The sequence below is a fragment of the Shimia marina genome (assembly GCF_001458175.1).
Lineage (GTDB): Bacteria > Pseudomonadota > Alphaproteobacteria > Rhodobacterales > Rhodobacteraceae > Shimia > Shimia marina.
The window spans coordinates 1-26,038 of the sequence record NZ_CYPW01000009.1; the positions used below are offsets into that span (position 1 = coordinate 1).

At 56.7% G+C, this 26,038-nt stretch carries 20 protein-coding genes and 2 pseudogenes; 7 read left to right on the plus strand and 15 right to left on the minus strand.

From position 1 onward, the window contains the following. Window positions 1-115 precede the first annotated feature (115 nt). The 5 genes and pseudogenes from SHM7688_RS06505 to SHM7688_RS06520 all read right to left on the minus strand — a co-directional run bounded on the left by SHM7688_RS06505 (window position 116) and on the right by SHM7688_RS06520 (window position 5,725). Entirely contained in the window at window positions 116-316 is a 201-nt protein-coding gene (locus SHM7688_RS06505) for a helix-turn-helix domain-containing protein (RefSeq protein WP_058239132.1), read from the minus strand. A 264-nt stretch (window positions 317-580) separates the two neighbouring features. Next, window positions 581-1,534: a tyrosine-type recombinase/integrase gene (locus tag SHM7688_RS06510; RefSeq protein WP_058239133.1), complete on the minus strand. Its 954-nt coding sequence runs from the start codon at window positions 1,532-1,534 to the stop codon at window positions 581-583. Window positions 1,535-1,552: 18 nt separating this feature from the next. Further along, window positions 1,553-1,840, minus strand: a pseudogene (locus tag SHM7688_RS20225) (Arm DNA-binding domain-containing protein); the annotation flags it as partial. A 727-nt stretch (window positions 1,841-2,567) separates the two neighbouring features. Then, window positions 2,568-4,283: a methionine--tRNA ligase gene (gene metG / locus SHM7688_RS06515; RefSeq protein ID WP_058239134.1), complete on the minus strand. Its 1,716-nt coding sequence runs from the start codon at window positions 4,281-4,283 to the stop codon at window positions 2,568-2,570. 194 nt (window positions 4,284-4,477) lie between these two features. Then, complete coding sequence (locus SHM7688_RS06520) at window positions 4,478-5,725, minus strand: MFS transporter (protein WP_058239135.1); 1,248 nt, start codon at window positions 5,723-5,725, stop codon at window positions 4,478-4,480. Between the two features lie 182 nt (window positions 5,726-5,907). Here SHM7688_RS06520 and SHM7688_RS06525 point away from each other — a divergent pair, with 182 nt between their 5' ends. Further along, window positions 5,908-6,411, plus strand: a complete 504-nt coding sequence (locus tag SHM7688_RS06525) for a hypothetical protein (RefSeq protein WP_058239136.1) — start codon at window positions 5,908-5,910, stop codon at window positions 6,409-6,411. A 220-nt stretch (window positions 6,412-6,631) separates the two neighbouring features. Here the strand turns inward: SHM7688_RS06525 and SHM7688_RS06530 are convergent, their stop codons facing one another. Then, the gene (locus SHM7688_RS06530) at window positions 6,632-7,555 is read right to left on the minus strand and encodes a hydrogen peroxide-inducible genes activator (protein ID WP_058239137.1); all 924 of its coding nucleotides are present in this window, start codon (window positions 7,553-7,555) and stop codon (window positions 6,632-6,634) included. A gap of 110 nt (window positions 7,556-7,665) precedes the next feature. Between SHM7688_RS06530 and katG the strand changes: the two genes are divergently transcribed. Continuing rightward, on the plus strand, window positions 7,666-9,849 hold the full coding sequence (gene katG, locus SHM7688_RS06535) for a catalase/peroxidase HPI (RefSeq protein WP_058239138.1): 2,184 nt from the start codon (window positions 7,666-7,668) through the stop codon (window positions 9,847-9,849). 168 nt (window positions 9,850-10,017) lie between these two features. Here the strand turns inward: katG and SHM7688_RS06540 are convergent, their stop codons facing one another. The 3 genes from SHM7688_RS06540 to SHM7688_RS06550 form a co-directional block, all read right to left on the minus strand. After that, a complete protein-coding gene (locus SHM7688_RS06540) occupies window positions 10,018-10,755 on the minus strand; it encodes a hypothetical protein (RefSeq protein ID WP_144432509.1) in 738 nt (245 codons plus the stop codon). A gap of 290 nt (window positions 10,756-11,045) precedes the next feature. Beyond that, a complete protein-coding gene (locus SHM7688_RS06545; RefSeq protein WP_058239140.1) occupies window positions 11,046-11,618 on the minus strand; it encodes a lysozyme family protein in 573 nt (190 codons plus the stop codon). 264 nt (window positions 11,619-11,882) lie between these two features. After that, a complete protein-coding gene (locus tag SHM7688_RS06550) occupies window positions 11,883-13,460 on the minus strand; it encodes an arylsulfatase (protein WP_058239141.1) in 1,578 nt (525 codons plus the stop codon). A 143-nt stretch (window positions 13,461-13,603) separates the two neighbouring features. Between SHM7688_RS06550 and SHM7688_RS06555 the strand changes: the two genes are divergently transcribed. Next, a complete protein-coding gene (locus tag SHM7688_RS06555; protein WP_058239142.1) occupies window positions 13,604-14,521 on the plus strand; it encodes a LysR family transcriptional regulator in 918 nt (305 codons plus the stop codon). A 47-nt stretch (window positions 14,522-14,568) separates the two neighbouring features. On the opposite strand, the gene SHM7688_RS06560 is transcribed toward SHM7688_RS06555, so the two are convergent. The 3 genes and pseudogenes from SHM7688_RS06560 to SHM7688_RS06565 all read right to left on the minus strand — a co-directional run bounded on the left by SHM7688_RS06560 (window position 14,569) and on the right by SHM7688_RS06565 (window position 17,065). Continuing rightward, window positions 14,569-15,489, minus strand: coding sequence for a glucokinase (locus SHM7688_RS06560; protein ID WP_158500670.1), 921 nt, complete (start codon window positions 15,487-15,489; stop codon window positions 14,569-14,571). A gap of 52 nt (window positions 15,490-15,541) precedes the next feature. After that, window positions 15,542-15,652, minus strand: a pseudogene (locus SHM7688_RS19580) (sugar ABC transporter ATP-binding protein); the annotation flags it as partial. A 96-nt stretch (window positions 15,653-15,748) separates the two neighbouring features. Next, the gene (locus tag SHM7688_RS06565) at window positions 15,749-17,065 is read right to left on the minus strand and encodes a cytochrome-c peroxidase (RefSeq protein WP_058239206.1); all 1,317 of its coding nucleotides are present in this window, start codon (window positions 17,063-17,065) and stop codon (window positions 15,749-15,751) included. Window positions 17,066-17,434: 369 nt separating this feature from the next. Here SHM7688_RS06565 and SHM7688_RS06570 point away from each other — a divergent pair, with 369 nt between their 5' ends. The 3 genes from SHM7688_RS06570 to SHM7688_RS06580 are packed head-to-tail and all read left to right on the plus strand — an operon-like array spanning window position 17,435 to window position 21,040. Then, window positions 17,435-19,885, plus strand: a complete 2,451-nt coding sequence (locus SHM7688_RS06570) for a heavy metal translocating P-type ATPase (RefSeq protein WP_058239144.1) — start codon at window positions 17,435-17,437, stop codon at window positions 19,883-19,885. Beyond that, entirely contained in the window at window positions 19,885-20,271 is a 387-nt protein-coding gene (gene cueR, locus SHM7688_RS06575) for a Cu(I)-responsive transcriptional regulator (protein WP_058239145.1), read from the plus strand. The genes SHM7688_RS06570 and cueR overlap by 1 nt, the downstream gene beginning before the upstream one ends. A gap of 55 nt (window positions 20,272-20,326) precedes the next feature. Next, the gene (locus SHM7688_RS06580) at window positions 20,327-21,040 is read left to right on the plus strand and encodes a ZIP family metal transporter (protein ID WP_058239146.1); all 714 of its coding nucleotides are present in this window, start codon (window positions 20,327-20,329) and stop codon (window positions 21,038-21,040) included. A gap of 86 nt (window positions 21,041-21,126) precedes the next feature. Here SHM7688_RS06580 and SHM7688_RS06585 read toward each other — a convergent pair whose 3' ends face one another. Together SHM7688_RS06585 and SHM7688_RS06590 are read right to left on the minus strand one after the other, a co-directional pair. After that, on the minus strand, window positions 21,127-21,681 hold the full coding sequence (locus SHM7688_RS06585) for a GFA family protein (protein ID WP_223229266.1): 555 nt from the start codon (window positions 21,679-21,681) through the stop codon (window positions 21,127-21,129). A 43-nt stretch (window positions 21,682-21,724) separates the two neighbouring features. Beyond that, entirely contained in the window at window positions 21,725-23,290 is a 1,566-nt protein-coding gene (locus tag SHM7688_RS06590) for a 2-isopropylmalate synthase (RefSeq protein ID WP_058239148.1), read from the minus strand. A gap of 466 nt (window positions 23,291-23,756) precedes the next feature. On the opposite strand from SHM7688_RS06590, the gene SHM7688_RS06595 reads away from it, so the two are divergent. Then, window positions 23,757-24,416 (plus strand): SDR family NAD(P)-dependent oxidoreductase, encoded by a 660-nt coding sequence (locus SHM7688_RS06595; RefSeq protein WP_058239207.1) that lies wholly within the window; start codon window positions 23,757-23,759, stop codon window positions 24,414-24,416. A 57-nt stretch (window positions 24,417-24,473) separates the two neighbouring features. Here the strand turns inward: SHM7688_RS06595 and SHM7688_RS06600 are convergent, their stop codons facing one another. Then, the gene (locus tag SHM7688_RS06600) at window positions 24,474-25,880 is read right to left on the minus strand and encodes an MORN repeat-containing protein (protein WP_058239149.1); all 1,407 of its coding nucleotides are present in this window, start codon (window positions 25,878-25,880) and stop codon (window positions 24,474-24,476) included. Between the last annotated feature and the right edge of the window lie 158 nt (window positions 25,881-26,038).

The following is a 26,038-nucleotide window of genomic DNA, read 5'->3' on the forward strand; positions in this document are numbered from 1 at the left end:
CTCAGCAGGCCTTGACCGCAACCTAATCACAAGAAAGAAACAGGAACGGATTCTACATCCAAACGGCCCGGATCAAGGGGCTGGGTCAGAACAGGCTAACCTCAAAGTGAGGACTCTAAGGGGAGCACGTCAATACCGACGTGAAGCCCCATGCGTCGATCTGAGCCTGCGTGATGCGGTGCTGCTGGCCGAAGCGGTCGGTCTTGAGTTTGCCGTCACGGATCGCCCGATAGACAGTCATGTTGGAGATACCGAAATCCTTCGCGACCTCAGCCACGGTGAACCGTTTCTTTGGTGTATTGAGGGGGGCGCTCATAGTGTGTCTCCGTTGTTTTGTGTCTGATTTGACATCAAAAAACAGCAGTAAACTCTACGACACAACCCCCTTAAATTTTCACCAAGCATATGAAAATAATGGAAAATTACAAATTGTTATGCTGGAAAAAAGATACCTTGCCCTCTGCTTTAGTGAAAGTCATTGTTCCGAACGAGTTTTCGTTCGCCTCGCAAATGCATCGTTTGTCCCGTTTATTGCAAAATAACGTTTATTGAGCCTCAAATTTTTTTCATCTGGGCTGAATTAGTCGATCACAGGGGTCTTGTCGCCGCAAAGGAAGCGCCCCCAACGCTCCAGAGCGCACCGTTGTTGTTCGATTTGGTCGGTGCGGGTGTATGCAGCGCCAACCTTGTTTTCGATGGTGTGGGACAGGACCAGTTCAACGATGTGCGGTGGGATCTCGTGGTGACGCTCAAGGATGAACGCTTTGAAGGTGGAGCGCATGCCGTGCGGAGTGGCTTTAATCTCGCGCTCTTTCAGCCAATTACTGTCCCGCATCAGCTTGGACACGGCATTGTCGGAATAGGCGCTGCGCTGGATGTTGCGGAAGATATGGCCTTCTGTGCGGTCACCTGCCGCGCATCGCAAAACCCGCACGGCCTCGCTGGACAAGGCAATCCGATTGTCTTTCGTGGTCCGTTTCCGGCCCTTCACGATCTCGCGCGGGCTGGTTAATATGGCCTCGTTCCATTCGATCTTTTCGATCCTGGCTAGGCGCATTTCAGCAGAGCGAACGCCGGTCAGCATCAACGCTTTCAGCAGCAGCGCCGCGCCATCGTTGGGCAATTGAGCATAGAAGTGTGGGGCATCCCTGTAGTGCAGCGATGGCCGTCCTACTTCCTCGTGATCCACCTCTCCGAGAATGATTTTGGCTTTCTGTGCGGCCTGCAGGTCAACGTCGAGGCCAGCCGCTGTGGCGTGTTTTAGGGCGATGTTGACGCGGCGAAGGGCTTTCACCGCGCTTGGGTGCTTGGTGCGCCACACAGGCTTGAGGCAGTCATGCAGTACGTGCTGGTCGATCTGGGTGATTGGCACATTGCCGATTGTCGGGTGAACGTAAAGACGCAGAGGTGTCATCCAGCGGTGGGCCGCGCTCTCTTTCAGTGTTGCTCTGATCGCCTCAAACGCCTGATGTCTCATGCTCTCAAGAGTTGGCACATTGGCTGCTGCTCTGGATACGGCCAGTGCTTCGCTCATTTCAACGTCTTTGACGGCTTTAGGGTCTTGCCCAGCGGATAGAGCCTTTTTGTACCTGTCCCGCATGGTGCGAGCTTCTGACAGTGAGACAGTCGGATATGATCCCATGCCAAGGTCAGATCGTTTCTTGTTCAGGGAGTACCGAAAGATCCAGCTTTTCCGCACCCCGCCCTTGGCGCTTGAACGAACGAGCAGAAAGAGACCGCCGCCATCGGGGAAGGGTGCTTTGTTTTTCCATTCGGTAAGTCCTTGATCGCTTTGATCCGGCGGTCTGTCAGCTTGTTCAGCATGTGCGTGGCCCCTCAACCCTAATTTGGCCCCTCATTTTGTCTGGCCAACAACGTTTAACATCATGCACATCACACAACAGAGTTTAGTGTAATTCCACACAAAATAAGGCAATATGTGTTTCTAGGTGTAAAATGATGTTTGTTTTTGTTTGTCAGTGTTAACTGAGAGTGGTTCCTGCCGCGGGTACCACTAAAAAAAATCCCAGTAAGGCATTTAATATGAAGAGTTTTCGGGCGATTCAGAGCGACCGTTAAGGCTGGCGGCAGTATGGCCGTTTTGACCAAAAGCAGGTGGATTTTGACCGCAGCATGCGGGCTGACTGGCAAAGTCGGGAGAGCATGGGCGCTCCGCAAATGCACATGCCCGTATTTTCTTATGCGGGCATCACAGGAATCGCAACTGGCTTATGCGTGCTTTCGCTCTTTGCGCATCGTCACGGCTGCTACGATAAGACACAGAAGGGTTGCTGCGATCGCGCTGAGGCCAAGCAACATTATGGAGGCCATGATGACCGGTGGGACGGCTTCGATTAGGCTCCAGATGATATTCAGGAAAGCTTCCATAAGGCGTTCTCCTTGTGATGTGCGGACAGTTTAGCACATTTTTCAAAGTCGCCGAAGCCATAGCCCACGTGCTCTGCCGCGATGTTGATCTATGTCAGTTTCGATCCAGCTGTTTTGGAGAAAACCATGCTCTGGTCAGAAAAAAGGCGCTGCGGTGGTGCAGCGCCTTTGGAAGGGGATCAGCTTTCGCGTTTGCCTGCGAATTTTTCCTGCCACTCTTCGCGTTCGTCATCAGAGATTTTGCGGAAGGTGACATCCGGCACTGTGAAGGCATGGTCGGGCGCGAGGGTTTCCAGCGCGGTTGCGACATCTTCGGGCCAGCTGGTGTCGTCTGTGTGCATCGCTGCCATGAGCTGGGCGGAGGCATCCGGAATAAACGGCGCAGAAACAACAGCATAGAATCGGATCAGGTTGAGCGCGAGGCGAATTTGAGCCGCGGCTTTTTCAGGATCCTCTTTGAATGTGGACCATGGCGCTGCCGTTTGCAGGTATTCATTGCCCGCAACCCAAATGGCACGCAATTCCTGAGCGGATTTGCGCACTTCCATATCCGCCATATGGTCTTCATAGGCCCGCAGACGGGTGGTGAGTTCGTTGATCAGAGCGGTTTCGGTTTCGCCGAGCGCGCCGCCTGCGGGGATCTCTTCGCCAAATTTTGAGCGGCAGAATTTGGTGACTCGGCTGACAAAGTTGCCAAGCACGTCGGCGAGGTCTTTGTTCACGGATTGCTGGAAGTTCTCCCAAGTGAATTCGCTGTCAGAGCTTTCCGGGGCATGGCTCAGCAGCCACCAGCGCCAATAGTCAGACGGCAGGATTTCCAGCGCCTGATCCATGAAAACACCGCGTCCACGTGAGGTGGAGAACTGGCCGCCGTCATAGTTCAAGTAGTTGAAAGACTTGATGTAATCTACCGCCTTCCAAGGCTCCTCAGAGCCGAGAATGGTGGCCGGGAAAGACAGCGTGTGGAAGGGGACGTTATCCTTACCCATGAACTGGGTGTAGGTCACGTCGTCTGCACCTTTGTCGGTGCGCCACCAGCGTTCCCAATCGTTGCCTTTGCCGGCATCGACCCACTCCTGGGCGCAGGCGATGTATTCGATGGGGGCGTCAAACCAGACGTAGAAGACTTTGCCTTCCATGCCGGGCCAGTCTGCGCCGCCTTTCTTAACTGGCACACCCCAGTCCAGATCGCGCGTAATACCGCGATCCTGAAGGCCGTCACCGTCGTTGAGCCACTTGTTGGCGATCGAGGTGGTCAGCACGGGCCAGTCTGTCTTGCTGTCAATCCAGGCCTGCAGGGTGTCGCGCATTTGCGACTGACACAGGAAGAGATGTTTGGTCTCGCGCTCTTCCAGATCGGTGGAGCCGGAGATGGTGGAATAAGGGTTGATCAGATCGGTTGGATCGAGCTGTTTGGTGCAGTTGTCACATTGGTCGCCGCGCGCGCTGTCAAAGCCACAGTTGGGGCAGGTGCCCTCGATGTAGCGGTCTGGCAGGAAGCGTCCATCCGCGTTGGAATAAACCATCTTTTCAGTGACTTCGCGGATCAGGCCCATCTCGGCCAGGCGGCCTGCGAAATGTTGGGTCAGCGCGTGGTTCTGTGGGCTGGACGAGCGGCCATAGTGATCAAAGCTGAGGCGGAAACCCTCGGCGATTTTGGCCTGCACGTCATGCATTTCGGCGCAGTAATCCGCCACGTCTTTGCCGGCTTTGGCCGCTGCCAATTCAGCAGGGGTGCCGTGCTCATCCGTGGCGCAGAGAAACAGAACTTCGTGGCCGCGCGCGCGCATGTAGCGGGCAAACAGATCGGCGGGCAGCTGGCTGCCAACCAGGTTGCCGAGGTGTTTGATGCCGTTGATATACGGCAAGGCCGAGGTGATCAGATGGCGCGCCATTTTGAGTGTTCCTTAACTGTTTGGCCCCAATTAGCTCAAAGGGCGGGGCAATTCCACAGTGGAATTAACAGGGGAATTGAAAGCGGCCTTGTGGCGGCGGTATTAACCTGAAAATGACGCGTCGGTATCCTGTCGGTATCCCGTCTGTTTTGCGTCGGTGACGCGGCGGTGTCATTTTCACGCCGATTGTGGCGTTAATCTTTGCTCTCATCGGTTCGCGTGGGGGCTTCGCGCTGGCGTTTGGTGATGCGACCCACGGTGAAAGAGGTGCGCGGCGCGTAGACATAACGGGTCCGGTCGGCGACTGTTGGGCGGGCCAGCATACGGGTGAGACCAAAGACGATCAGAAGCGCATGCCCGGCGGCAATCATGATGAACAGCGCAGCAGGGCCAAATCGCTCAATCAGGCCTGAGGCAAAGAGCGGCGTACCGATGGCGCCGACGGCGAAGAAAAACATCAGCGCTGCTGAAAGCTCCACCCGTTCCTCAGAGGTGGCAAAGTCGTTCGCGTGGGCAGCGGCGACGGAGTAGATCGGGAAAGAGGTGAAACCAAAGAAGCCTGCATTCAGCATGACCATGGCCGTGTTGCCACCGCCGAGAGTCACAGTTGTGGCGCAGCTCACGACAGCGGCGGCAGACAGCCAGATCAGCACCCAGCGCCGGTCAAATTTATCGGCGAGCCAGCCGACCGGATATTGGGCCATGGCCCCGCCCAGCACAAAGGCCGCGAGGAACCATGCGATTTGCCCCACGGCCAGCCCCACCTCGGTGCCATAGACCGGGCCGACCATGCGGAAGGAGGCAGAGCTGAGCGCGGCCACAATCACGCCCGCGACGGCAAGTGGGGAGCGCTCATAGGCCAGTCTGGGACGCAGGCGGGGGGCGTCTGGGGTTTTGGGCTGTGGCGAGGTGGTCAAGGTGATCGGCAGGAGCGCCGCACAGCAGAGCAGGGCGAGAAGGTTGTAGGACACATAAGAGGCGGGCTCTAAAACGCTGATCACCAGCTGTGCGGCCAGTGAGGCGACCATATCGACCACGCGGTAGGTACCCATGGCGCGGCCGCGGGTTTCATTGGTGACCTTGGATTGCAGCCAGGCTTCCACAACCGTGAAACAGCCTGCCACGCAGAGGCCAGAGGCGATGCGCATAACGGCCCATGCGATAGGATCCACGAAAATGAAATGGCCCAGCAGCCCCATGGCCCCAAGGGCGGTGAATGTGGCAAAGGCGCGGGAGTGCCCGACGCTGCCCATGAGGCGGGGCGACCACCAGCAGCCGATGAAGAAGCCAAGAAAATGCGCCGATCCTAAAAGGCCGATCTGTTCCGTGGTAAAGCCCAGAGCGATGCCGGAGAGCGCATCCAATGGCCCCACACCGCCGGAGCTGAGCTGCAGCAGGATGACCGAGAGGAACAGGGCCGAGAATGTGATGATCATGCGCATGGGAGCACCATGGCGGAATATGGGGGGAAAGCTAGGGGAAAGTTGGGGGAGGGCAGAGTGCTTCTCGGCTATAGGCCGCGCCGATCTTGATGTATTTTAGGGGGGGCGGAGCTTGACAGATGCAGTACGTGGCGGCTCCAATATGCGCCATAGTTTGTGTTATGCGTTGATGGGTGACTGTTGTGGGTGAAAAGGACCTCCTTGAGATAGCGAAATATGCGCTCAAAACGGGCGATGACTCGATTACTGAGCAGTATCAGGAGGTTCAGTCTGTTCGGCTCAGGGCGTCATTTCTGATCACGATCAATGCTCTGTCCTCTGCGCTTTTCGTAGAAATTACTGGCTCATTTGTTGCAAGTTTTGTCACAGCCTTGGCAATCTTGGGATTTGTCGCATGCAATTTGTTTTGCATTCGCGTGATGATCCCGAGTGGCGATTGGCGTTTGACCAAAAGTGGCGGGCAAATAGTTCGAAGTTTTGTTGATAATAATCAGCATCTTAAGGCGTATCAGGTGCTTGGCATCCTTGCGATCAAGACTGATGAGGATCAAACAGAAAATGAAAAGATCGTGCGGAGGGCGCATGAGAATTTTAGGTATGCGTCGTATTCCTTTGCAGCCAGCACTATATTCTGGATAATGAACACAGGGTTACTACGTTACCTGATGGAGGGTTTGACGCTATGACAGAACAGAACGGCCCGACATCTCATGTACAGGGGGTGTCTGACACTTCCAACGGATCGGGGGAGGTTGAGACAGGTGATCAAAGCGTACAGAATACCCAGAGTGTTTCGTCGCTTGCTGAGCAATACCAGAACCCTTCTCGTGAATTGCTTCGGTTTGAGCATCCGAGGAGCGGTGTATCTCGATCTGATTAGGCGCGTGAGAGTGCCCTGAGCTGAGATCAATTTGAGTCTTGGGAGATGACAGATGGTGGCTGCCTCACCGCACTCGTCTGCACGGTGTAGCCAATCCTTTGCAATTGCGGCCCCAAAGGGCTGCTTTTGCGCCAGATCAGGCCGATTTTGCGGTTGGGCTCGCGACCTTTGAAATGTGCCACGGTGACTTCTGCGGAGGGGGTTTCTATGGGCACGGCCATTTCGGGGATCAAAGTCACGCCAAGGCCTGCGCCGACCATTTGCACAAGCGTGGACAGTGAGGAGCCATCCAGCCCTTCATGGGGGCGGGCGGTAGGCATGCCGCAGAACGACAGGGCCTGATCGCGAAAGCAGTGGCCCTCTTCCAGCAGCAGGAGGCGTTCGCGTTCCAGATGCTCAGGCGCGGGCACAGGGGCGTCTGCTTCGGACTTTGGGCGGACCAGCACAAAGCTTTCAGACAGCAGTGGCATTTCCTCAAATGTGGGTTCTGAGACCGGGAGTGCGACGATGGCGGCGTCAATACGGCCACGGCGCAGCTCTTCAATCAGGTTGGCTGTCATGGTTTCACGCACGTGCAGTTCCAGATCGGGAAAATCCACGCGCAGCTGGCGCAGGAAGCGGGGCAGCAGGTAAGGGGCAATTGTTGGGATCACACCAAGGCGCAGACGCCCCACCATGCCAGATTGCGCCATGCGCGCCATTTCGCCAATTTCATCAACCCCGCGCAGCACGTCGCGGACACGACTGGCCATGTCTTCGCCAAAGGCCGTGAGGCGGACCTGTCGAGCGGTGCGCTCAAACAGGGGGAGGCCGAGATCTTCTTCCAACTCTTTGATTTGCACGGACAAGGCAGGCTGCGAAATGGCGCAGGCGTCGGCGGCACGACCGAAGTGTTGATGTTGGGCGAGGGCTTCGAAGTAGCGGAGCTGGCGCAGGGTCAGATTTGTCATAGGTTTTGATTATCGCAGTGATTAAAAAATGCAACTTCTGTTTATGGGTAGCCCGTGTTTAGAATTGTTCCAGACAATCGACAGACCCATCTATCTGACAGGAGGACGATATGGACGGAGATATCAAAGCAGGCGGCTGCCCGGTGATGCATGGTGCCGTGAGCAACAAAACACGGGGCAACCGGGATTGGTGGCCCAATCAGCTGAACCTGCGCATTCTGCATCAGAATTCTGCCAAGTCCGACCCAATGGGCGCCGCCTTTGACTATGCGGAAGCGTTTCAAAATCTGGATTACAAGGGGCTGAAGGCGGATCTGACCGCGTTGATGACGGACAGTCAGGATTGGTGGCCTGCGGATTATGGGCACTACGGTGGGCTCTTCATCCGTTTGGCGTGGCACTCTGCAGGGACTTACCGCACGGCAGATGGCCGTGGTGGTGGCGGCACCGGGCAGCAGCGTTTTGCGCCGCTGAACTCTTGGCCTGACAATGGCAACCTCGACAAAGCGCGCCGTCTGTTGTGGCCGATCAAGCAGAAATACGGCAATCAGATCAGCTGGGCGGACCTCTATATCCTCGCGGGCAACGTGGCGATTGAGAGCATGGGCGGCACCACCTTTGGCTTTGCCGGTGGCCGGGCCGATGTCTGGGAGCCGGAAGAGGATGTCTATTGGGGGGCGGAAGCGGAGTGGCTTGCAAGCTCTGAAGCAGACAACTCGCGTTACAGCGGGGAGCGTGATCTGGAGAACCCACTCGCGGCTGTGCAGATGGGTCTGATCTATGTGAACCCGGAAGGTCCGGATGGGCAGCCGGATGTGCTGGCCTCTGGGCGTGACATTCGTGAGACTTTTGCGCGGATGGCGATGAATGATGAGGAAACCGTGGCGCTGGTCGCTGGGGGGCACACCTTTGGCAAGGCGCATGGCGCGGGCAATCCTGAATTGGTGGGACCAGAGCCAGAAGCGGCGTCGATTGAGACCATGGGTCTTGGCTGGATCAACAAACACGGTACCGGCAAAGGGGATGACACCACGACCTCTGGTATTGAGGGCGCGTGGACGGCGAACCCGATCCAGTGGGACAATGGCTTTTTTGATCTGCTGTTTGGCTATGAGTGGAACCTGACCAAGAGCCCGGCGGGCGCGTGGATCTGGGAGCCAATTGATGTCAAAGAAGAAGACATGGCCCCGGCGGCACATGACGCCAGCAAAAAGGTGAAGACCATGATGACCACCGCCGATATGGCAATGCGTCTGGATCCGATCTATGGCCCGATCTCCAAGCGGTTCCATGAGAACCCCGAAGAGTTTGCCGATGCCTTTGCACGCGCCTGGTTCAAGCTGACCCACCGCGATATGGGCCCACGTGCGCGGTATCTGGGCGAAGAAGTGCCTGCCGAAGAGCTGATCTGGCAGGATGTGGTTCCGGCCAGCGAAACTGCTCTGTCTGAGGATGATGTGGCCGCACTCAAGGCTGCTGTGATCGGCTCTGGCCTGTCGGTGAGTGATCTGGTGAAAACTGCCTGGGCGTCGGCCTCCACCTTCCGTGGCAGCGACATGCGCGGCGGGGCCAATGGGGCCCGTGTGCGTTTGGCACCGCAGAAGGACTGGGCCGCCAACGAGCCAGAAGAGTTGGCGCGGGTTCTGGGCAAGCTGGAAGAGGTGAAAGCGGAATTTGGCAAGCCTGTCAGCACGGCGGATCTGATCGTGATTGCCGGTGCTGCGGCGGTGGAGAAGGCGGCTCTGGACGCAGGGCATGACGTCTCCGTGCCGGTCTCCCTGGGTCGTGGGGATGCGACCCAGGAGATGACCGATGTGGAAAGTGTCGGCATGCTGGAGCCACAGGCCGATGGGTTCCGCAACTATCAGAAGGCGCAATACACTGTGTCGCCAGAAGAGCTGCTTGTGGACAAGGCTCAATTGCTGACGCTGACCGCGCCGGAAATGACCGCATTGGTGGGTGGCCTGCGTGTGCTGGGCGCCAATCATGGCAACAGCAAGCATGGTGTCTTCACCGATCGGGTTGGCACGCTCAGCAATGACTTCTTTGTCAATGTGCTGGATATGGCCAATGACTGGAGCCACGCTGGCGAAGGGATCTATGAGGGCACGCACCGCGCCTCTGGTGAGGTGAAGTGGACTGCGACCCGTGTGGATCTGGTCTTTGGGTCAAACTCGCAGCTGCGGGCCGTGGCGGAAGTCTATGGTCAGGCAGATGGGGAAGCCAAGCTGGTGCAGGATTTTGTGGCCGCTTGGTGCAAGGTTATGGATGCGGATCGCTTTGATCTGACGTGATCTTAGACGCATGAGATTGAAAGGGCGCGGCTTTGGTCGCGCCCTTTTGGTGTGAGCACTATGGTGAGTTTGTGTTGATCTGAGCGGCCTCTGATTGAGGGAAACGCCATATCTTGTGAGGACAAAGAGGCTCTTGTTTGGTTTCGGAATTCCCGTTTGCGCAATTCTTTAATTCGCGCATGCAGCAATTCGTTGTGTAAATACATCGCTGTCGGAGTCCGCGGCGGCTTGAGTTGCTTTTATATCGATAGGGGTCGCAGCGCTGGCCGCTTGTTCTTTAAAGCCCGTTTTGACACAGTCGGAGCCAGCCAACCCCTCGGCGGCCTTTCCAGTTGCCATGAACTGGCGAACGGTAAGCTGGGTGTTGTCCACGCTTGACGCCTTGCCGTTAACGGAAAGTGAGGCAAAGACAGATGAGGTTGCAGCGACATCCATCTCTTGCGGATCAAGCGGAATTACGGCCGCTTCCCGTCTTTTGTATCCAAACGCGATATTTGGCAATTGCGTGCCATCAAAAGATGTATTCAAGCCAATATTGCTGGATGTTGTGAAGACGAGAAGGTCACGCTCTGAGGCCTTTTCGAGTGTTTCTGACTGCTCATTATTAGGTGAATTTTCAGCACCGCTTGCCAACTCTGCGGATCTGCCTGTTGCAAACACTTGATCGACTCTGGGTTTAAAGGGGTTGTTGTTTGAGTTCAGGCTGGCAATGACTGATGGCACGGCTCCTGTTTCCGCACTATTGGGTGTCACAACTGCTTCTGTTCTATCGTATCCTATATTGACTTGACCGATAGCAGGGTCTGCGCTCAAAGCAATTTCGGTTGATGTCGCAAAGGTGAGTTTATCCTTGCTGACGCAAGCACAAAGTACAGTTGCCAATAGAAGTGGTGTAAAAACTCTCATTTTAACTTACCTATAATAATGGGTCGCCAATTATTAAACAGTCGTTCTTAAGTCGGATGATTTTGTGTGTTTGATATCCTAGGTTTATCGTTGTTGCTTCGGGAGTCACTAAGGTTGATGCGCCGAAGGTTTTCATGGAGAAGCCATTAGCGCATGCATTTATTTCTGGATTTGTGGCAAATTTCATTGCCACAAATCCAACTACCCTAGTTGTTCCATCATCTGCGGTTTTTGAAAAAGCACAGCCAGTCAGGGCAAAAAAGGCTAGGAAGACAATCGTCTTGTATTGTTTACATGACCGGCACGAGCTCGATTGTTCCGTCATTGTAAGAAATTCCCTCGGTCAAGACACGATTCCAGCGTTTCTTTAGCCCGTTCCAAAAAATCGAGGATTCGTCTCGGCCGCGAGTGCGTTCATAGTTCTCGCGCGATGTGCGAATACTCTGGAGTAAAGCTGTAAAGTCTCTGGAAGCTTGGGTGAGAGCCGCTTGTGAGATTGGGCCGAAGTGGCCGTCAGTAGCAACCTCCAAGGCACCTTGTAAGATTTTGATTGCACCTGTAGGGCCTCTATTCCAAGCGCAGTCTCGGAGATTGTAGGATAGGCCCGGATTTTCTGAAATAGCTCCTGAAGTATTTGTGTATTCTTTAATGTATCTTACAGCTTCTCGTTCTGCTTGGATTGGATGTCCGGCCTCGATCAGGGCTTTAAGCTCGGCCGCTTTTTCAGAGTGGTAGCGTTCGTTTATGCCCGCAACTTCATATCTCCCCCCTCCATCTTCTGGGCGCAAAGCGTAAACCACTAATTCACCGCGAGCATTCCGGCGGGCTTCACTGTTCACGATACGTTGTACCATTTCCGACATGGTGTGGTCTCCTAAATCAGCATGGGATTGGCAGGATTTATACAATTCTATTGAAAGTGATTTTTGAATGTATCTTTATCACGTCTATGGGAGTGATTTGCGTCGTGTTGCTGATATTATTCTAAATAATTGATGAGAAAATATGCGATTTATTTATAAAGGGCGTTTATGTCTTTGAAAAAGCCAAAGGCGCAGCCGAGGGGCTACGCCTTTGACAGTGGCTTATGACGAGAAGACTGGGATGATGCCCTCGTCGTCGGGTCTCTATTGAGATATGCCACCTTCCGTTGTGACCTGTTCCTGCACATGCGCCTCGTTGCCCAATGCCGCGCCACGTGGCGGGAAATCAGCAAAGGTGGACAGATGGGACTGCACGAGGCGTGCCGCAGGCCCGAAGGCCCACATCTTGTTGCCCATCCAACGGGTGTACATGCCGGACTCTTCGGCCGCTTTTTCATAGGGGTCGCGCCGCAGATTAAACAGCAATGGCGCGTTCAGTTCTTCCTTGGGGCCTGCCCAACCTTTTTCCTGAACCACAAAATGGGCTTTCCAGTCATTGTAGCGCACGGCCTGTAGATCAGTGCCTTCATAATAGACAATCTCTTTGCGCTGACTGTCCGTGTCACCGGTCAGGTAGGGCAGTTGGTTGTAGCCATCCAGATGCACCTGATAGCCTTGGTATCCGTCGAGCAGGGCGGCGGGCAGATCTTCTGGGCCCCCAGCGGCGGCGACGAGAGTGGGCATCCAGTCCATGCCGTCAAAAATACCGTTCAGGACCTGACCTTCAGCGATCTGGCCGGGCCAGCGGATGATCGCAGGCACGCGGAAGCCACCTTCCCAAGTGGTGCCTTTCTCGCCGTGGAATGGGGTGGTGCCGCCATCTGGCCATGTCATGGTCTCAGGGCCGTTGTCAGAGGTGAACACCACAATGGTGTTGTCACTGACGCCGAGATCATCCAGATGAGCGAGCACCTTGCCGACGTTGTCATCAAGTTCCTTCATGACCACATCCTGAAGCCCGCGCCCGTCTCCGAGCATGGCTTCATATTCCGGGCTCAGGTGAGTCCAGACGTGGGCGCGGGCAGGGGCCATCCAAACAAAAAATGGCGTGTCGCTTTCCACAGCGCGGTCAATGAAGTTGATGGTGTGAGTGGTGACTTCGTCGTCGAGCGTCTTTTGTCGTTCCGGCGGCGCAGCGCCGTCGTCTTCGATGCGTTGTTTCCCAACCATGCCCCAGCGCGGCTCTACGGTTTTATCCACAGTGTCTGTGGCATAGGCGTGGATGATGTTGCGCGGGCCAAACTGATTGGCGAATTCGGGGTCGTCCGGCCAATCCGGATCGGTGGTGTATTCCATGGCATTGAGATGGTAGAGCCAGCCCCAATATTCATCAAAGCCCTTCATGGTGGGCAGGAATTTGTTCAGGTCGCCAAGGTGGTTTTTGCCAAATTGGCCTGTCGTGTAGCCAAGACCTTTGAGCATATTGGCAAGGGTTGGATCGTTTTCATTGAGGCCTACAGGGTCGCCGGGCAGACCGACAGTGTGCATGCCTGTGCGCACCGGATACTGGCCGGTGATGAAGGCAGAGCGGCCCGCGGTGCAGCTGGGCTGTGCATAGTAGTCGGTGAAGCGCGCGCCTTCTGCGGCCAGCTGATCAAGATTGGGTGTTTGAATGCTTTTGACGCCCTGATGATAGCTGCCGAGGCTGGCCCAGCCGACATCATCGGCCATAATCACGAGAATATTGGGTTGTTGACTGTCTTGTGCAAACGCAGGGGCGGCAATGCCTACAGATGCGATCGTCGTTGTTATTGATAGCATAAATGCATGTGTTTTCGACATATCTTATCTTTCTACGAAGGTTGCTTGAATAGACTTCTCCAATAACGCGAATAGTAGTGAGCAGTGGGGCATTTTCACAAGAGCGGTTTACTTTCGTTTCATGATCTGAAAATTTCTCACCAGATGATGAAACTGAGACGCCCATGTTGAACGAGACTGCCTTAGCCGCTTTTTTCCATTTGGCAGAAGCCAATAGTTTTCAAGAGGCTGCACGCCGGATGGGGGTCTCGAACGCCTCGTTGTCACGCTATATCGCACAGGCGGAAGCGCAATCAGGATTGGTGTTGTTTCACCGAAATCGCAACAATTGTAAGTTGACGGATGCGGGGCAGGCGTTTTTGCCCATCGCGCGAGCGTTGCGCGAAGATATTGGGCGATTTACCCGTGATGTCGATTTGTTGCGCGATGGCAAGGGGCGCCGCTTGCGGGTCGGATGTGGGCCATTGACCACACGGACTGTGGTGGCACCTGTCCTGAAGCGGGTGGTGGAAGAGATCCCAGAGCTTGCTTTCTATCTTGATGTGAACGCGCGCGTGGCACCGCTGGAAGGGTTGCTGAGCGGCGATATTGATATTTTCATCGGAGATCTGACCCATACGCCGGAGGCGGAGAATGTCGATATTCTCATGATGGAGAAGCGCAGTGTGATGTTTGTGGCGACGCCGGATCATCCCATTCACGATCTCGGAGCCTGTAGCATTGCGGATGTGGTGAGCTATCCGTTGGCCTCCGGCCATTTGCACAGGCATTGGCGCAATACGTTCATCAAGTTGCTCGGAGGGGATCAGGACGCGCAGGACAAGGTGAACGCGCTGCCGCAAATTGAGAGCGATGACTACAGCTTCCTGATCGATATGGCGTTGACTGGGCGCTATGTTCTGGGCGCGATGGAGGAAACTCTTGCGGAGTTTGTTGCCGCTGGGCGGCTGAAGGTAATTGAGATGCACACGCCGGTGATCTGGAATATTTGTGCGGTGAAGAAAAGCGGTACGAGCTCTGTGGGGGTGCAGGCTTTCTGGGATCATTTGAGAGCTTTTGGCGTCAACCCGGTGGCGGCCTAATTCCAGCGCTTCGTCAGTGTTTTTGGCCAAACAGCCCGTCTCTGGCGTTAGCTGGTTTGCGACAGATACTGCAGGCACCCCTCGAGCGCGGCCACGTCTTCTGTGATCAAGCTGATCGGGAAGTGATGGGCGTCGACGATGCCATGATGATCTGCGGTCAGTTCCTCGACAAAGGCGGGCAAAGCTTTTGACGTCAGGATGCCGCGGGAGGCAGATCCTGCAAAGGCGATGCCATCGCGTGGCATGAACTGATGAATGACGGATTGGGTCATGCGCCCGAGTGCACGGGCAAAGAGAAGGACAGTGCGCTGAGCGTCAGGTTGCTCGGCGGCGAAGCTCTCCATGATGGATTTGCCATCCTGTTTCTCACCGCACACGGCGTCATGCAGGCGCTCCAGCCCTCTGCCGGAGAAACAGTCTTCATAGGTGTTGAAGGGCTGCGCCGCGGCGCCGAGCGCGTCTTGCAGAAGTTGGCTCACGGAATACGGCAATTCTGCATGGCCGAGTTCGGATTCCATAGCGGTCACGCCGGAGGCCGTGGCCCGAGTGGGGCTTACGTTGAAACCTGTTCCCATGCCGACAACAAGCCGTTGCCCGTTGGTGGCTCCTTGATGGGAGCCAAATACATGTTCGGTTGACACACGTGCAAGGGCGTAGCCAAGCGCAGAGAGATCATTGATCAGCTCTGCATGCGGGGCGCGCGCCTGTGCGCGCAGACTGTCCACATCCAGAGACCAATTGCGATTGGTCAGGGTGCCTTTGCCGGCCTGCACCGGGCCAGCGATAGCGATACAGACCCCGGCAAGGCTATCGGGGTCTGTTTTTTGCAGATAGGACGACAGCACCGCATCAAAACTCTCGTAGGCGTCATTGCTGGCTCGCATCACAGAGGCGGGCTGGACGCCAGTGACATCTGCCAATGCGAGACGGGTATTCGTGCCGCCGATGTCGCCAACGAGATAGGTCATGCGTGAGGTGCTTTCTTCCATTGTGCTTCGAAAATTCGTTTACCGAATTAAGTTACTCCTGAACAGGCACGCCTTCCGGCTTTTTGCCCAGAATAATCATGCCAAGGAGGTCATCATCGGTCACGTCTTTCATATCCACAGTGCCGACCAGTTTGCTGTTTTTTCTCGCAGGAACGCGGCCTGTAGTTCCATCACCCAAAGTTCTAAAGATCGGTCAGCGTCTGCGGTTTGAGCGAGAGGGGGTGGTCTTGGCGCGGCGCTACTGAGCCTCGATCCCATCCAAGGGCAGGCCCGAAGGCACGGCATCAGGTACGCCAAAACGGCCTTTGAGCGCATCGTAATCTGTAAGGGTTTCGAGAAAGGCGATGATGTCGTTGACCTCCTGATCAGTGAGGTCGATCGCTGGCAACTCATTGGCTCCGGCGATTTGCAGGACGTCAATTTTGCGATCTAACACAATGAAGTCGCTATTAAAATTCCCATCCGAGAATGTGGATTGATCGGCCTCATAGGTGAGCAGCGCCGGGACCGGATCAAGGTGGTGGCGCACCACATCTTCAAGGCGCGTGTAAGCTCCGCTGTGCCCATAGGGGGCGGTTTGCGTGACATTGCGCAAGGAGGGCGTGCGGAAGCGGTAGAAATCCTCCTCCGCCCCGGTGACGCGCCCTCGGCCCACATCGCGGTTGTGGCGCTCAAACCGTGCGGCTTTGCCCGGGCCGATCTGTGGCATGGCAATGGCATGAAAGCTATGATCCGTCTGAAACTGCCCGGCGTGACAACTGCTGCACTGCGCCTTGCCATAAAATAGCTCCATGCCCACAAGTGCCTCTTCTGACAGTGGGGTTTCTTCGCGCAGGAAGGCGTCAAAGGCGGAAGCGTTGGCGCGCCATTCAAAGGCAATGAAGGCGGCCATGGCGTTGGCGATGTCGTGGAATTTGATCGGGGCCTGCGCGCCGATCACGTCGTCGAACGCGTTGCGATAGGCGGGGATGGCGGCCACGCGCTGCGCCAGGATGTCCCAGGCTCCGCCGGGCCCGGTGAGCTGCCCAAGGCGCACGGCCTGGCTGACATCGTTTTCGGAGTAATGCCCGGCCATTTCATCAGGGGAGAGGACGGGGAACATGGCCTGCGCAGAGAGCGCGTTGTCAAAGCCCATTTCCATTTCAGACCCCAGTGGTGTGCGAATGCCGGAGGGGCGGCTGGGATCATCTTCAAGCCGGCCATCGTGAAAGAAGACTGTGAACTCGGTCGCACCGAGGTTCCAGAGCGCGGGGGCATGGCGGGGGATGCGCTGTTCTGGTGGGTTTTGTGGATCAATCTTGCGCTGCAGTCCCAGCCCCGTGGCCCCATCCCCCAGCCCCAGAGACAGGCCGTCGGATGTGCCGAGATCCGGGTGATGGCAGCTGGCACAGGAAACGGTTTTGTTGCCCGAGAGGATCGGATCATAAAACAGAAACTGGCCGAGTTTGACTTCGGCCATATCTTGTTCTGGGAAGTGTGCATCGGCCTCTGGCAAGGGGGCCGCGGCAAGCATGATAGGCATGAGGGCGGCGATGCAGAGCAAGAGGTGGCGCATGGCTGATCTTCCTTTGGCAAAATCTACCGCGCCCATGACGTGGTGCGGTGGATTTGATTTAAGTATGTCTAAAAGTCATTGTAAAACAATTTTTTAAGCGAAGGCGTTGATGTGGTTTTCCACTGTCTCCTGATGTCCGGATTTTGGAGTTGGATTGATCTTTCCGCGCAGCACATCGGCAAAGTTGCTGTCCGGGTCGCCTTCCAAAAACGTCTTGGCAGCGGCTTTCCGCTCCCATGCGCAGACATCCAACGTGCTGATGTGGCGTGCTGTGCTTGACCTTCCACTTGCTGGAACCTTTATAGAGGGCGAGCACCCAACAGAGACTCACAGGGAGACTCGCGGGGTGACGGATGGATTGAAAGACCGATGCAAACACTGACGTTTCAAATTGATGGCCTGAATTGTGCCGGATGTGTCTCGCGTGCTGAGAAAGCTTTAGCGGCCACGGAGGGGGTACGCAACGCGCATGTGAACCTCGCAGATGAGACGGCAAGGGTGGAGGCCGAGGCGCTGTCTGCGGATAAGCTGGTGTCTGCCTTGCAGGCCGCAGGCTATCCGGCGCGGGAGGCCAGTGTGACCATGGATGTGTCCGGCATGAGCTGTGCGGGATGTGTGCGCCGGGCTGAGGCGGCTTTGTCCGCAGGTCAGGGCGTGTTGGAGGCGGCGATCAATTTTGCGGCTGAGACGGCGACGGTGCGCTATCTGGAGGGGTCTGTGACGCCAAGCCAGATTGCGGCCTTGAGCACCAAGGCGGGCTATCCGGCGCGCCCGCAACAGAGCGGGGCGCCTGTGGTGGATCGCAAGGCAGATGAAGCGGCCAAGTTACGGCGTGATGTTTTGGTGGCGGCGGTGCTGGCCTTTCCGGTGTTTTGTGTGGAAATGGGGGGGCATCTTGTGCCGCCGTTTCATCACTGGCTGATGGGGACATTTGGCGTGACGCAGCTGCATGTGATGCAGTTTATCCTGACCACGCTGTTGCTGATCGGGCCGGGGCGGCAGTTTTATGTCAAAGGCTTTCCAGCTCTGCTTAAGGGCGCGCCTGAGATGAATTCTCTGGTCGCGGTGGGCACCAGTGCGGCCTATCTTTTCTCCGTGGTGTCGACCTTTGCCCCGCAGCTTTTGCCGGTGGGCGCGGCGCATGTTTATTTTGAAGCCGCCGCGGTGATTGTGGTGTTGATCCTGTCAGGGCGCTGGATGGAGGCGCGGGCAAAGGGGCGCACGGGGGAGGCAATACGGCAGTTGATCGGCTTGCAGCCGCGTGTGGCGCGCGTGGAGCGCAAGGGTGAGATCACAGAGCTTTCGATTGAGGAGGTGGCCTCTGGTGACGTGCTGCATCTGCGGCCCGGTGAGCGGGTTGCGGTGGATGGGCGCGTGCTGGATGGGCAATCCTATGTGGATGAAAGCATGATTTCTGGTGAGCCAGTACCCGTGTTGAAGACAGCCGATGCGCAGGTTGTGGCGGGGACGATCAATGGACAGGGCAGCCTGCGCTTTGAGGCGGAGAAAATTGGTGCGGAGACCATGCTGGCGCAGATTATTGCGATGGTGCGGGAGGCGCAGGGCACGAAGCTGCCGATACAGGCACGGGTTGATAAGATCACGGCAATCTTTGTGCCCGCTGTGATGTCGGTGGCCTGTTTGACCTTCCTTGTCTGGCTTGTTCTGGGGCCGCAGCCGAGCTTTGGCCCGGCGGTGGTGGCTGCTGTTGCCGTGCTGATCATTGCTTGCCCCTGTGCCATGGGGTTGGCCACGCCAACGTCGATCATGGTGGGCACAGGGCGTGCGGCGCAGCTTGGCGTCTTGTTTCGCAAAGGTGATGCGTTGCAGTCTCTGCGTGACTGTCAGGTGGTGGCGTTTGACAAGACCGGCACGCTGACCAAGGGCGCGCCAGCCTTGACGGATTTGCAAGTCGCTGAGGGCTTTGATGAGGCGCTGGTTCTGACGGCTGTGGCAGCTGTGGAAGCACACTCGGAACATCCGGTGGCACGTGCACTGATGCTGGCGGCGCAGGAGCGGGGGCTGACGCTGCCGCAGGCGTCTGGCTTTCATGCCGAAATCGGTATGGGCGCCGCTGCTACAGTGGCCGGGCAGCAGGTGCATGTTGGTGCAACGCGTTACATGGTTGCCTGCGACGTGGCGGTTGCTGCGCTTGCGCCGCAGGCCGACAGGCTTGCCGAAGCGGGAAAAACGCCGATTTTTGTGGCGATTGATGGGGTGTTGGCAGCGGTGATGGCTGTTGCAGATCCGGTCAAAGACGGCGCGCAGGCGGCGGTTGCGGCCTTGCGCGACCAAGGTTTGAAGGTGGCCATGATAAGTGGGGATCGCGCGCAAACGGCGCAGGCCCTGGCAAAAACGCTGGGGGTGGATCATGTTGTGGCGGATGTCTTGCCTGCCGGAAAAGTGGACGCGCTTGAGACATTGCGCGCGGAGTTTGGCGCGGTTGCCTTTGTGGGGGATGGCATCAATGATGCGCCGGCCTTGGCGGCGGCAGACGTGGGCATTGCCATTGGCACGGGCACGGATGTTGCGATTGAATCCGCGGATGTTGTGTTGATGTCGGGAGATGTGAGCGGCGTGGTGACGGCGTTTGATTGTAGCCGTCAGGTGATCCGCAATATCGGACAGAATCTTTTCTGGGCTTTTGGCTACAATGTGGCGCTGATCCCGGTGGCGGCAGGTGTGCTGGTGCCTTTTGGTGGACCGGCGCTGTCCCCCATGCTGGGCGCGGGGGCGATGGCTCTGTCGAGTGTGTTTGTTCTCTCAAACGCGCTGAGGTTGCGCCGGATACAGCCACCATTATGGAAGAAGGATGTGTGATGAATATCGGAGAAGTCGCCAAGCGGTCTGGACTGCCAGCAAAAACCATTCGGTATTATGAAGACATTGGCTTTGTGACCCCGGCGCGGGGGGACAATGGCTATCGCAGCTTTGGGGAGAAAGACCTGCACAAGCTGGCCTTTCTGGGACGTGCGCGCGGGCTGGGATTTTCGATTGAGGACTGTCGCACTCTGCTGGCGCTTTACGAGGATCAGGGCCGTGCGAGCGCGGACGTGAAGCGGGTTGCGCAGAAGAACCTCAATGAGATTGATCGCAAGATTGCAGATTTGCAGGCGATGCGCGGCACATTGAGCCATCTGGTGGCGACCTGTGCAGGCGACGGGCGGCCAGATTGCCCGATTTTGGAGGATTTGGGGCGCAGGTAACGCCTTGATGTCACAAAAGGATTGCGCAATGCCTGCGCCGGAGTAGCATGGCCACATGGAACCCATTCATTACGCGCTTTTGCTATCTTTGTTTGCCGGTCTGGCGATCCCCGTTGGGGGCGCATTGGCCCGCTGGGAGCATATTTCCAACCGTGCTGTGGAGGCGCGGGTTCTCAAATCTGTGACCGCTTTTGGCGGCGGAGCGTTGCTCTCTGCTATTGCGCTGGTGCTGGTGCCGGAAGGGGCGGAGGCTTTGCCTGCTGCGCTGGCTGTCGGGCTCTTGCTGGCGGGTGGTCTGTGTTTTGCCATTGTGGATTGGGTGCTGGCGCGGGCAGGGGGCAGTGGTGCGTTGGTTCTGGCGATGCTGTTGGATTTTCTGCCTGAAGCCATGGCGCTTGGAGCCCTGCTGGTGACCGAGGCGGCCACGGCGAAGCTTTTGGCGGTGATGATGTTTTTGCAGAATCTGCCGGAAGGGTTCGCCGCCTTTCGCGACATCTGGGCGCAGGGCAAGCTGAGCGCGGGTAAGGTGCTTTTGGTGTTTGTTGCGCTGGCCGGGCTGGGGCCGCTTTGTGCCGGGATTGGATTTGCGGTGTTGTCCGATGATCCTGAAATTCTGGGCGGCATCATGATCTTTGCCGCCGGAGGTATTCTCTATCTGGTGTTTCAGGACATTGCGCCCGAGGCGCATGAGCCGGGGCTTTATGCGCCAGCGCTGGGGGCCGTGGCGGGCTTTGCGCTGGGACTGGCAGGGGATATGCTGATTGGGTGAGGGCGGCGCTGGCTCAGACCCTTGGGGTGTTGTTCCCGGAGAGAAGCAATGCCTTAGAGTGGGTGAGTGCTATGAGCAGCTTTGGCTTAGGACTGATTGGCGTATTCGCTCAAGAGCCAATGAAACTCGTCTGATGTTTCGGGATATTGGGCATAGCTATGTTGTGCCGGAACTTGCGCCCATGGCAATTTTTCATCGGTCATGAGTTCAACAAAAGGTGCGTTGCACGAGAGTTCTTGGAGCATTGCCGTGCGAAGGTTGACGCGCTCCGGCGCGTAATGCATCTGAGTATAGATGAAGCTCAGGCAAGATTTGCAGAAATAATGCGTTTTTTCTGTCCCACGAAGACCGCCGGATGTTAGCTGACCTTCGATTGATGTCGCTTCCGTTGGCAACATGGCTGTCATTGAAAAGGCGCTAGCGGTGAGTTTCTGACAGTCTTGGCAATGGCACGCAAGTGTCAAAATTGGTTCAGAGTCAACAGTGATCTTTATCTGCCCGCATAGGCAGGACGCGGTGAGCGGAAATGTTGACTTCGACATGGGAAAACCTTTCAAACTAAACAATACATTGGGATTGGATTGGGTGTGAAGGACGCTTTGCGTCCTGAGCTGCGCCTGCCTGCCCCCCGGCAGGCGCATTTGCGCCTACCCAGGCAGGCACAGCTCGGTGTGAAGTGCTTGTTTAGGCGAGGTCTTTGTAAGAGACCTCTTTGGCATCTACCCCTTCGCCCACCTTATCACGGCGCACCAGCAGGCGGTTCAGCGCGTGGATATAGGCTTTGGCGGAGGCCACCACCGTGTCGGTGTTGGCTGACTGCCCTGTCGCAATCACGCCGTCTTCTTCCAGACGCACAGACACAGTCGCCTGCGCATCGGTGCCTTCGGTCACGGCGTGTACCTGATAGAGTTGCAGGCGGGCCGTGTTGGGGTGGATCTGACGGATCGCTTTGAAGGTCGCATCAACCGGGCCGTCACCTTCGGAGGTGGCGGTGATGTCTTTGCCGTCCACTTCCATTTCCACAGTAGACTCCGCCGGGCCACCGGTGCCGCAGACCACTTTCATGGAGACCAGTTGCAGGCGGTCGGCTTCATCTTCGCCGCTGCCCGCGCGCACCAGCGCCACGATGTCGTCGTCAAACACCTCTTTCTTGCGGTCGGCCAGCTCTTTGAAACGCACAAAGATGTCCTTGAGCTGATTGTCGGCCACTTCAAAGCCCAGCTGTTCGAGCTTGTCGCGCAGCGCCGCACGGCCGGAGTGTTTGCCCAGTGGCAGGGAGGTGCCGGAGAGGCCCACATCTTCGGGGCGCATGATCTCAAAGGTCTCTTTGTTTTTGAGCATGCCATCCTGATGGATGCCGCTTTCATGGGCGAAGGCGTTTTTGCCAACGATGGCTTTGTTGAACTGCACCGGAAAGCCAGAGACGGTGGCCACACGGCGGGAGATGTTCATGAGCTTGGTGGTGTCGATGCCCGTGGACCATGGCATGATGTCGTTGCGCACCTTGAGCGCCATCACGACTTCTTCGAGCGCGGTGTTGCCCGCACGTTCGCCCAGACCGTTGATGGTGCATTCAATCTGACGCGCGCCACCCGCCACAGCGGCCAGTGAGTTGGCTGTCGCCATGCCAAGGTCATTGTGGCAGTGGGTGGCAAAGATCACATCATCCGCACCCGGCACGGTCTCGATCAGCTTCTTGATCAGATCCGCGCTTTCCATGGGGGCGGTGTAGCCGACGGTATCGGGGATATTGATCGTGGTGGCCCCCGCCTTGATGGCGATTTCGATCACGCGGCAGAGGTAATCCCATTCGGTGCGGGTGGCGTCCATGGGAGACCATTGTACGTTTTCACAGAGGTTGCGGGCGTGGCTGACGGTTTCGTGGATCTTGTCGGCCATCTCATCCATGGTGAGATTGGGAATGGCCCGGTGCAGCGGGGAGGTGCCGATGAAGGTGTGAATGCGGTTTTTCTCCGCGTGTTTCACCGCCTCCCAGCAGCGGTCGATGTCAGCAAAATTGGCCCGCGCCAGACCGCAGATGCGGGAATTCTTGGAGCGTTTGGCAATTTCGGACACGGCGGCAAAGTCGCCTTCCGACGCGATTGGGAAACCGGCTTCGATGATGTCCACGCCCATGTCATCCAGCATCTCGGCAATTTCGAGCTTTTCATCATGGGTCATGGTGGCACCTGGGCTTTGTTCGCCGTCGCGCAGGGTGGTGTCAAAAATAACGACGCGGTTGTCGGACATGGGGAGCTTCCTATTCAGATATGCGGGGCGGCAGGCTGTGTGGTGACACAGATGCCTGAATACAAGGGCTGGCGCAGCGCTTTTTTAGAGCTGTAGGTGCATAAAAACGATTTTGGATCAGTGTGATATGCGATTTTCACGAGGATGTTCCTACGGTCCTGATATCTGTCTTCGCCAGTGGTGTGGGCAAGTGTGACGCGTCCAATTCTCCTCTGAGCACGCGCGCCGACAGGGTCACGCTCAGAGGCGGACTAGGAGTAGGTCAAGGCCACGCGCAAAAGGCGCCGGAAGGCGCGCAGTGTTTGCGATATGGGCGTTGGTCATCATGGGCGCGATTTATACATGCCGTCTGATAAATGAAAAGAGCAAAATTGCGTGGATCTTGCACGGGGCAATCTGCTGCGCAGTGTTGGATCCAAGCGGGGTCATGCTGCGTAATGCGAAAGAGACAGAAGGAGGGCGCGGCATGCGGGCCTTGGTGATTGGGGATAGTGGTGGCATTGGCGCGGCTGTGGCACAGGCGCTTCGGGCAAAGGGCGGGGAGGTTGTTGGTCTCTCACGCAGTCGGGATGGTTTCGATCTGACGCAGCCGGAACAGGCGGATCGCGCGCTATCGGCGCTCACTGGGGCGTTTGATCTGATTTTTGTGGCTTCGGGGGCTCTGACGGTCACACGCACAGGACCAGAAAAATCTCTGCGTGATCTGAGTGCAGAGGAACTGGCGGCGCAATTTGCGGTCAACACAATTGGGCCTGCTTTGGTGCTCAAACATGCGGCGCGCTTACTGCCCCGTAGGGAGCGCGGTGTTTTTGCAGCCCTGTCGGCGCGGGTTGGGTCGATTGGCGATAATCGCGCAGGGGGCTGGTATTCTTATCGCGCCTCAAAGGCGGCGCTCAATCAGATTGTCCATTCTGGGGCCATTGAACTGGCGCGCAGTCACAAGCAGGCAGTCTGTGTGGCGCTGCATCCCGGCACGGTCGAGACCGCTTTTACGGCCAATTATCCCAGCCATGAAAAACACTCCGCGCAGACCGCCGCCGTGAAGTTGCTTGCGGTGCTTGATGGATTGAAGGCTGAGGACAGCGGCGGGTTCTTTGACTACTCTGGTGCAAAGGTTGTCTGGTAGCCCATAAAAAAGCCGCGCAGAGGGGCGCGGCTTTGCTGCTTCACGGAAATAGAGGGGTCAGCCGTCGTTTTGTGGGGCGGCTTCGGAGAGGGTGCCATCGCTCCAGTTTCCGCTGCGCTCCTCGCCGGAGGCGTATTTCATCGTGCCTTCTCCCTGACGTTTGCCGGCTTTGAATGTGCCTTCATAGACGTCGCCATTGGCATAGGTTGCGGTGCCGACACCGTCGATTTCGCCATTTTGCCACTCGCCCGCATATTTGAAGCCGTCCGGCATGACAATTTCGCCAATGCCGTGGCGCTGACCGGCGGTGAATTGGCCTGTGTAGACTGTGCCATCTGCATAGGAGGCTTTGCCCATGCCCTCGCGCTGGCCATTTTGCCATTCGCCTTCGTAGCGATAGCCATCGGCATAGGTCATCACGCCACGACCGTGGTTTTTGGCGCTTTGAAATTCACCTTCATAGATGAGACCATTGGAATAAGTCGCTTTGCCAACACCATCAATCACGCCAGCTTTCCAATCCCCCTCATAGGTTGAATTGTCTGTATAGGTGATTTTGCCCTGACCATCGGCCAGATCATCCTTGAATTGACCAATATAGATGGAGCCGTCCGGGTAGGTGACTTTGCCATTGCCTTCGATGTGGCCACCCACCCAGTTGCCTGTGTAGACATAGCCGTCAGTGCCGGTGAAAGTGCCGTCGCCATGGCGCAGGTCGGCTTGAAAATCACCTGCATATGTGTCGCCATTGGCATAGGTCACGGTGCCCTGTCCCTGACGCTGACCGCCCACAAGCTGACCAACATAGATGTCGCCATTGGGTTGTGTCAGGGTGCCATCGCCTTCGATCTGACCTGCGGCCCATGTGCCTTCGTAAATCAGCCCACCGGGCATTGTCAGACGGCCCTGGCCTGCGCGCTCACCTGCTTTGATCTCACCGTCATAAATGGTGCCGTCTTTGTAGGTGATTTTGCCAAGGCCTTCTTTGACACCATTGATCCAATCCCCTTCGTAGCGATAGCCCGCCGGGCTGATCATCACACCTTTGCCGTGGTGATTGGCATTTTGGAAGCTGCCTTCATAACGCACGCCATTGGCATAGAGCGCCACCCCTGTTCCGGTGATCTTACCGTCGGACCAGTCGCCTTCGTAGGTGCCGCCATCTGTGAAGGTGATTTTGCCAAAACCATCGGGTTTGCCTTTGGCAAAGCTGCCTTCATAGACGGAGCCATTTGGGAAACGGGCGAGGCCTTGTCCGCGAATTTCGCCGTCGATCCATTCCCCTTCATATTCATAGCCATTGGGCAAACGGTAAGTGCCGGTTCCGTGTTGAAGCCCACCTTTGAAGGTGCCTTCGTATACGCCGCCGTCGTCATATTGCTTGGTCAGAACTTGGCTGTCCTGCGCGAAGGCCGATGTGCCTACCAGCAGGATGGCTAGAGTAAGTGCCTGAGTTCTTCTCATAATTTTGGACCCGAATTTTCCCCAAATCTGCCATGCGTTGTAGAGCAGGGCGTTAACATGATTTTAGGCCAAGGGCTCTTTCGGAGCAAACGGTTTTGCGAGATCACGCACAAAGGGCGCGAAACTTCCTCTTTCGTGAAGGTATGCTTTGCACTTTT

Excerpts from the sequence above, each read along its gene's own strand:
- SHM7688_RS06505 (WP_058239132.1), bottom strand. The coding sequence starts at position 316 with ATGAGCGCCCCCCTCAATACACCAAAGAAACGGTTCACCGTGGCTGAG.
- SHM7688_RS06510 (WP_058239133.1), bottom strand. The coding sequence starts at position 1,534 with ATGAGCGAAGCACTGGCCGTATCCAGAGCAGCAGCCAATGTGCCAACT.
- metG (WP_058239134.1), bottom strand. The coding sequence starts at position 4,283 with ATGGCGCGCCATCTGATCACCTCGGCCTTGCCGTATATCAACGGCATC.
- SHM7688_RS06520 (WP_058239135.1), bottom strand. The coding sequence starts at position 5,725 with ATGCGCATGATCATCACATTCTCGGCCCTGTTCCTCTCGGTCATCCTG.
- SHM7688_RS06530 (WP_058239137.1), bottom strand. The coding sequence starts at position 7,555 with ATGACAAATCTGACCCTGCGCCAGCTCCGCTACTTCGAAGCCCTCGCC.
- katG (WP_058239138.1), top strand. The coding sequence starts at position 7,666 with ATGGACGGAGATATCAAAGCAGGCGGCTGCCCGGTGATGCATGGTGCC.
- SHM7688_RS06540 (WP_144432509.1), bottom strand. The coding sequence starts at position 10,755 with ATGAGAGTTTTTACACCACTTCTATTGGCAACTGTACTTTGTGCTTGC.
- SHM7688_RS06545 (WP_058239140.1), bottom strand. The coding sequence starts at position 11,618 with ATGTCGGAAATGGTACAACGTATCGTGAACAGTGAAGCCCGCCGGAAT.
- SHM7688_RS06550 (WP_058239141.1), bottom strand. The coding sequence starts at position 13,460 with ATGTCGAAAACACATGCATTTATGCTATCAATAACAACGACGATCGCA.
- SHM7688_RS06555 (WP_058239142.1), top strand. The coding sequence starts at position 13,604 with ATGTTGAACGAGACTGCCTTAGCCGCTTTTTTCCATTTGGCAGAAGCC.
- SHM7688_RS06560 (WP_158500670.1), bottom strand. The coding sequence starts at position 15,489 with ATGACCTATCTCGTTGGCGACATCGGCGGCACGAATACCCGTCTCGCA.
- SHM7688_RS06565 (WP_058239206.1), bottom strand. The coding sequence starts at position 17,065 with ATGCGCCACCTCTTGCTCTGCATCGCCGCCCTCATGCCTATCATGCTT.
- SHM7688_RS06570 (WP_058239144.1), top strand. The coding sequence starts at position 17,435 with ATGCAAACACTGACGTTTCAAATTGATGGCCTGAATTGTGCCGGATGT.
- cueR (WP_058239145.1), top strand. The coding sequence starts at position 19,885 with ATGAATATCGGAGAAGTCGCCAAGCGGTCTGGACTGCCAGCAAAAACC.
- SHM7688_RS06580 (WP_058239146.1), top strand. The coding sequence starts at position 20,327 with ATGGAACCCATTCATTACGCGCTTTTGCTATCTTTGTTTGCCGGTCTG.
- SHM7688_RS06585 (WP_223229266.1), bottom strand. The coding sequence starts at position 21,681 with ATGCGCCTGCCGGGGGGCAGGCAGGCGCAGCTCAGGACGCAAAGCGTC.
- SHM7688_RS06590 (WP_058239148.1), bottom strand. The coding sequence starts at position 23,290 with ATGTCCGACAACCGCGTCGTTATTTTTGACACCACCCTGCGCGACGGC.
- SHM7688_RS06595 (WP_058239207.1), top strand. The coding sequence starts at position 23,757 with ATGCGGGCCTTGGTGATTGGGGATAGTGGTGGCATTGGCGCGGCTGTG.
- SHM7688_RS06600 (WP_058239149.1), bottom strand. The coding sequence starts at position 25,880 with ATGAGAAGAACTCAGGCACTTACTCTAGCCATCCTGCTGGTAGGCACA.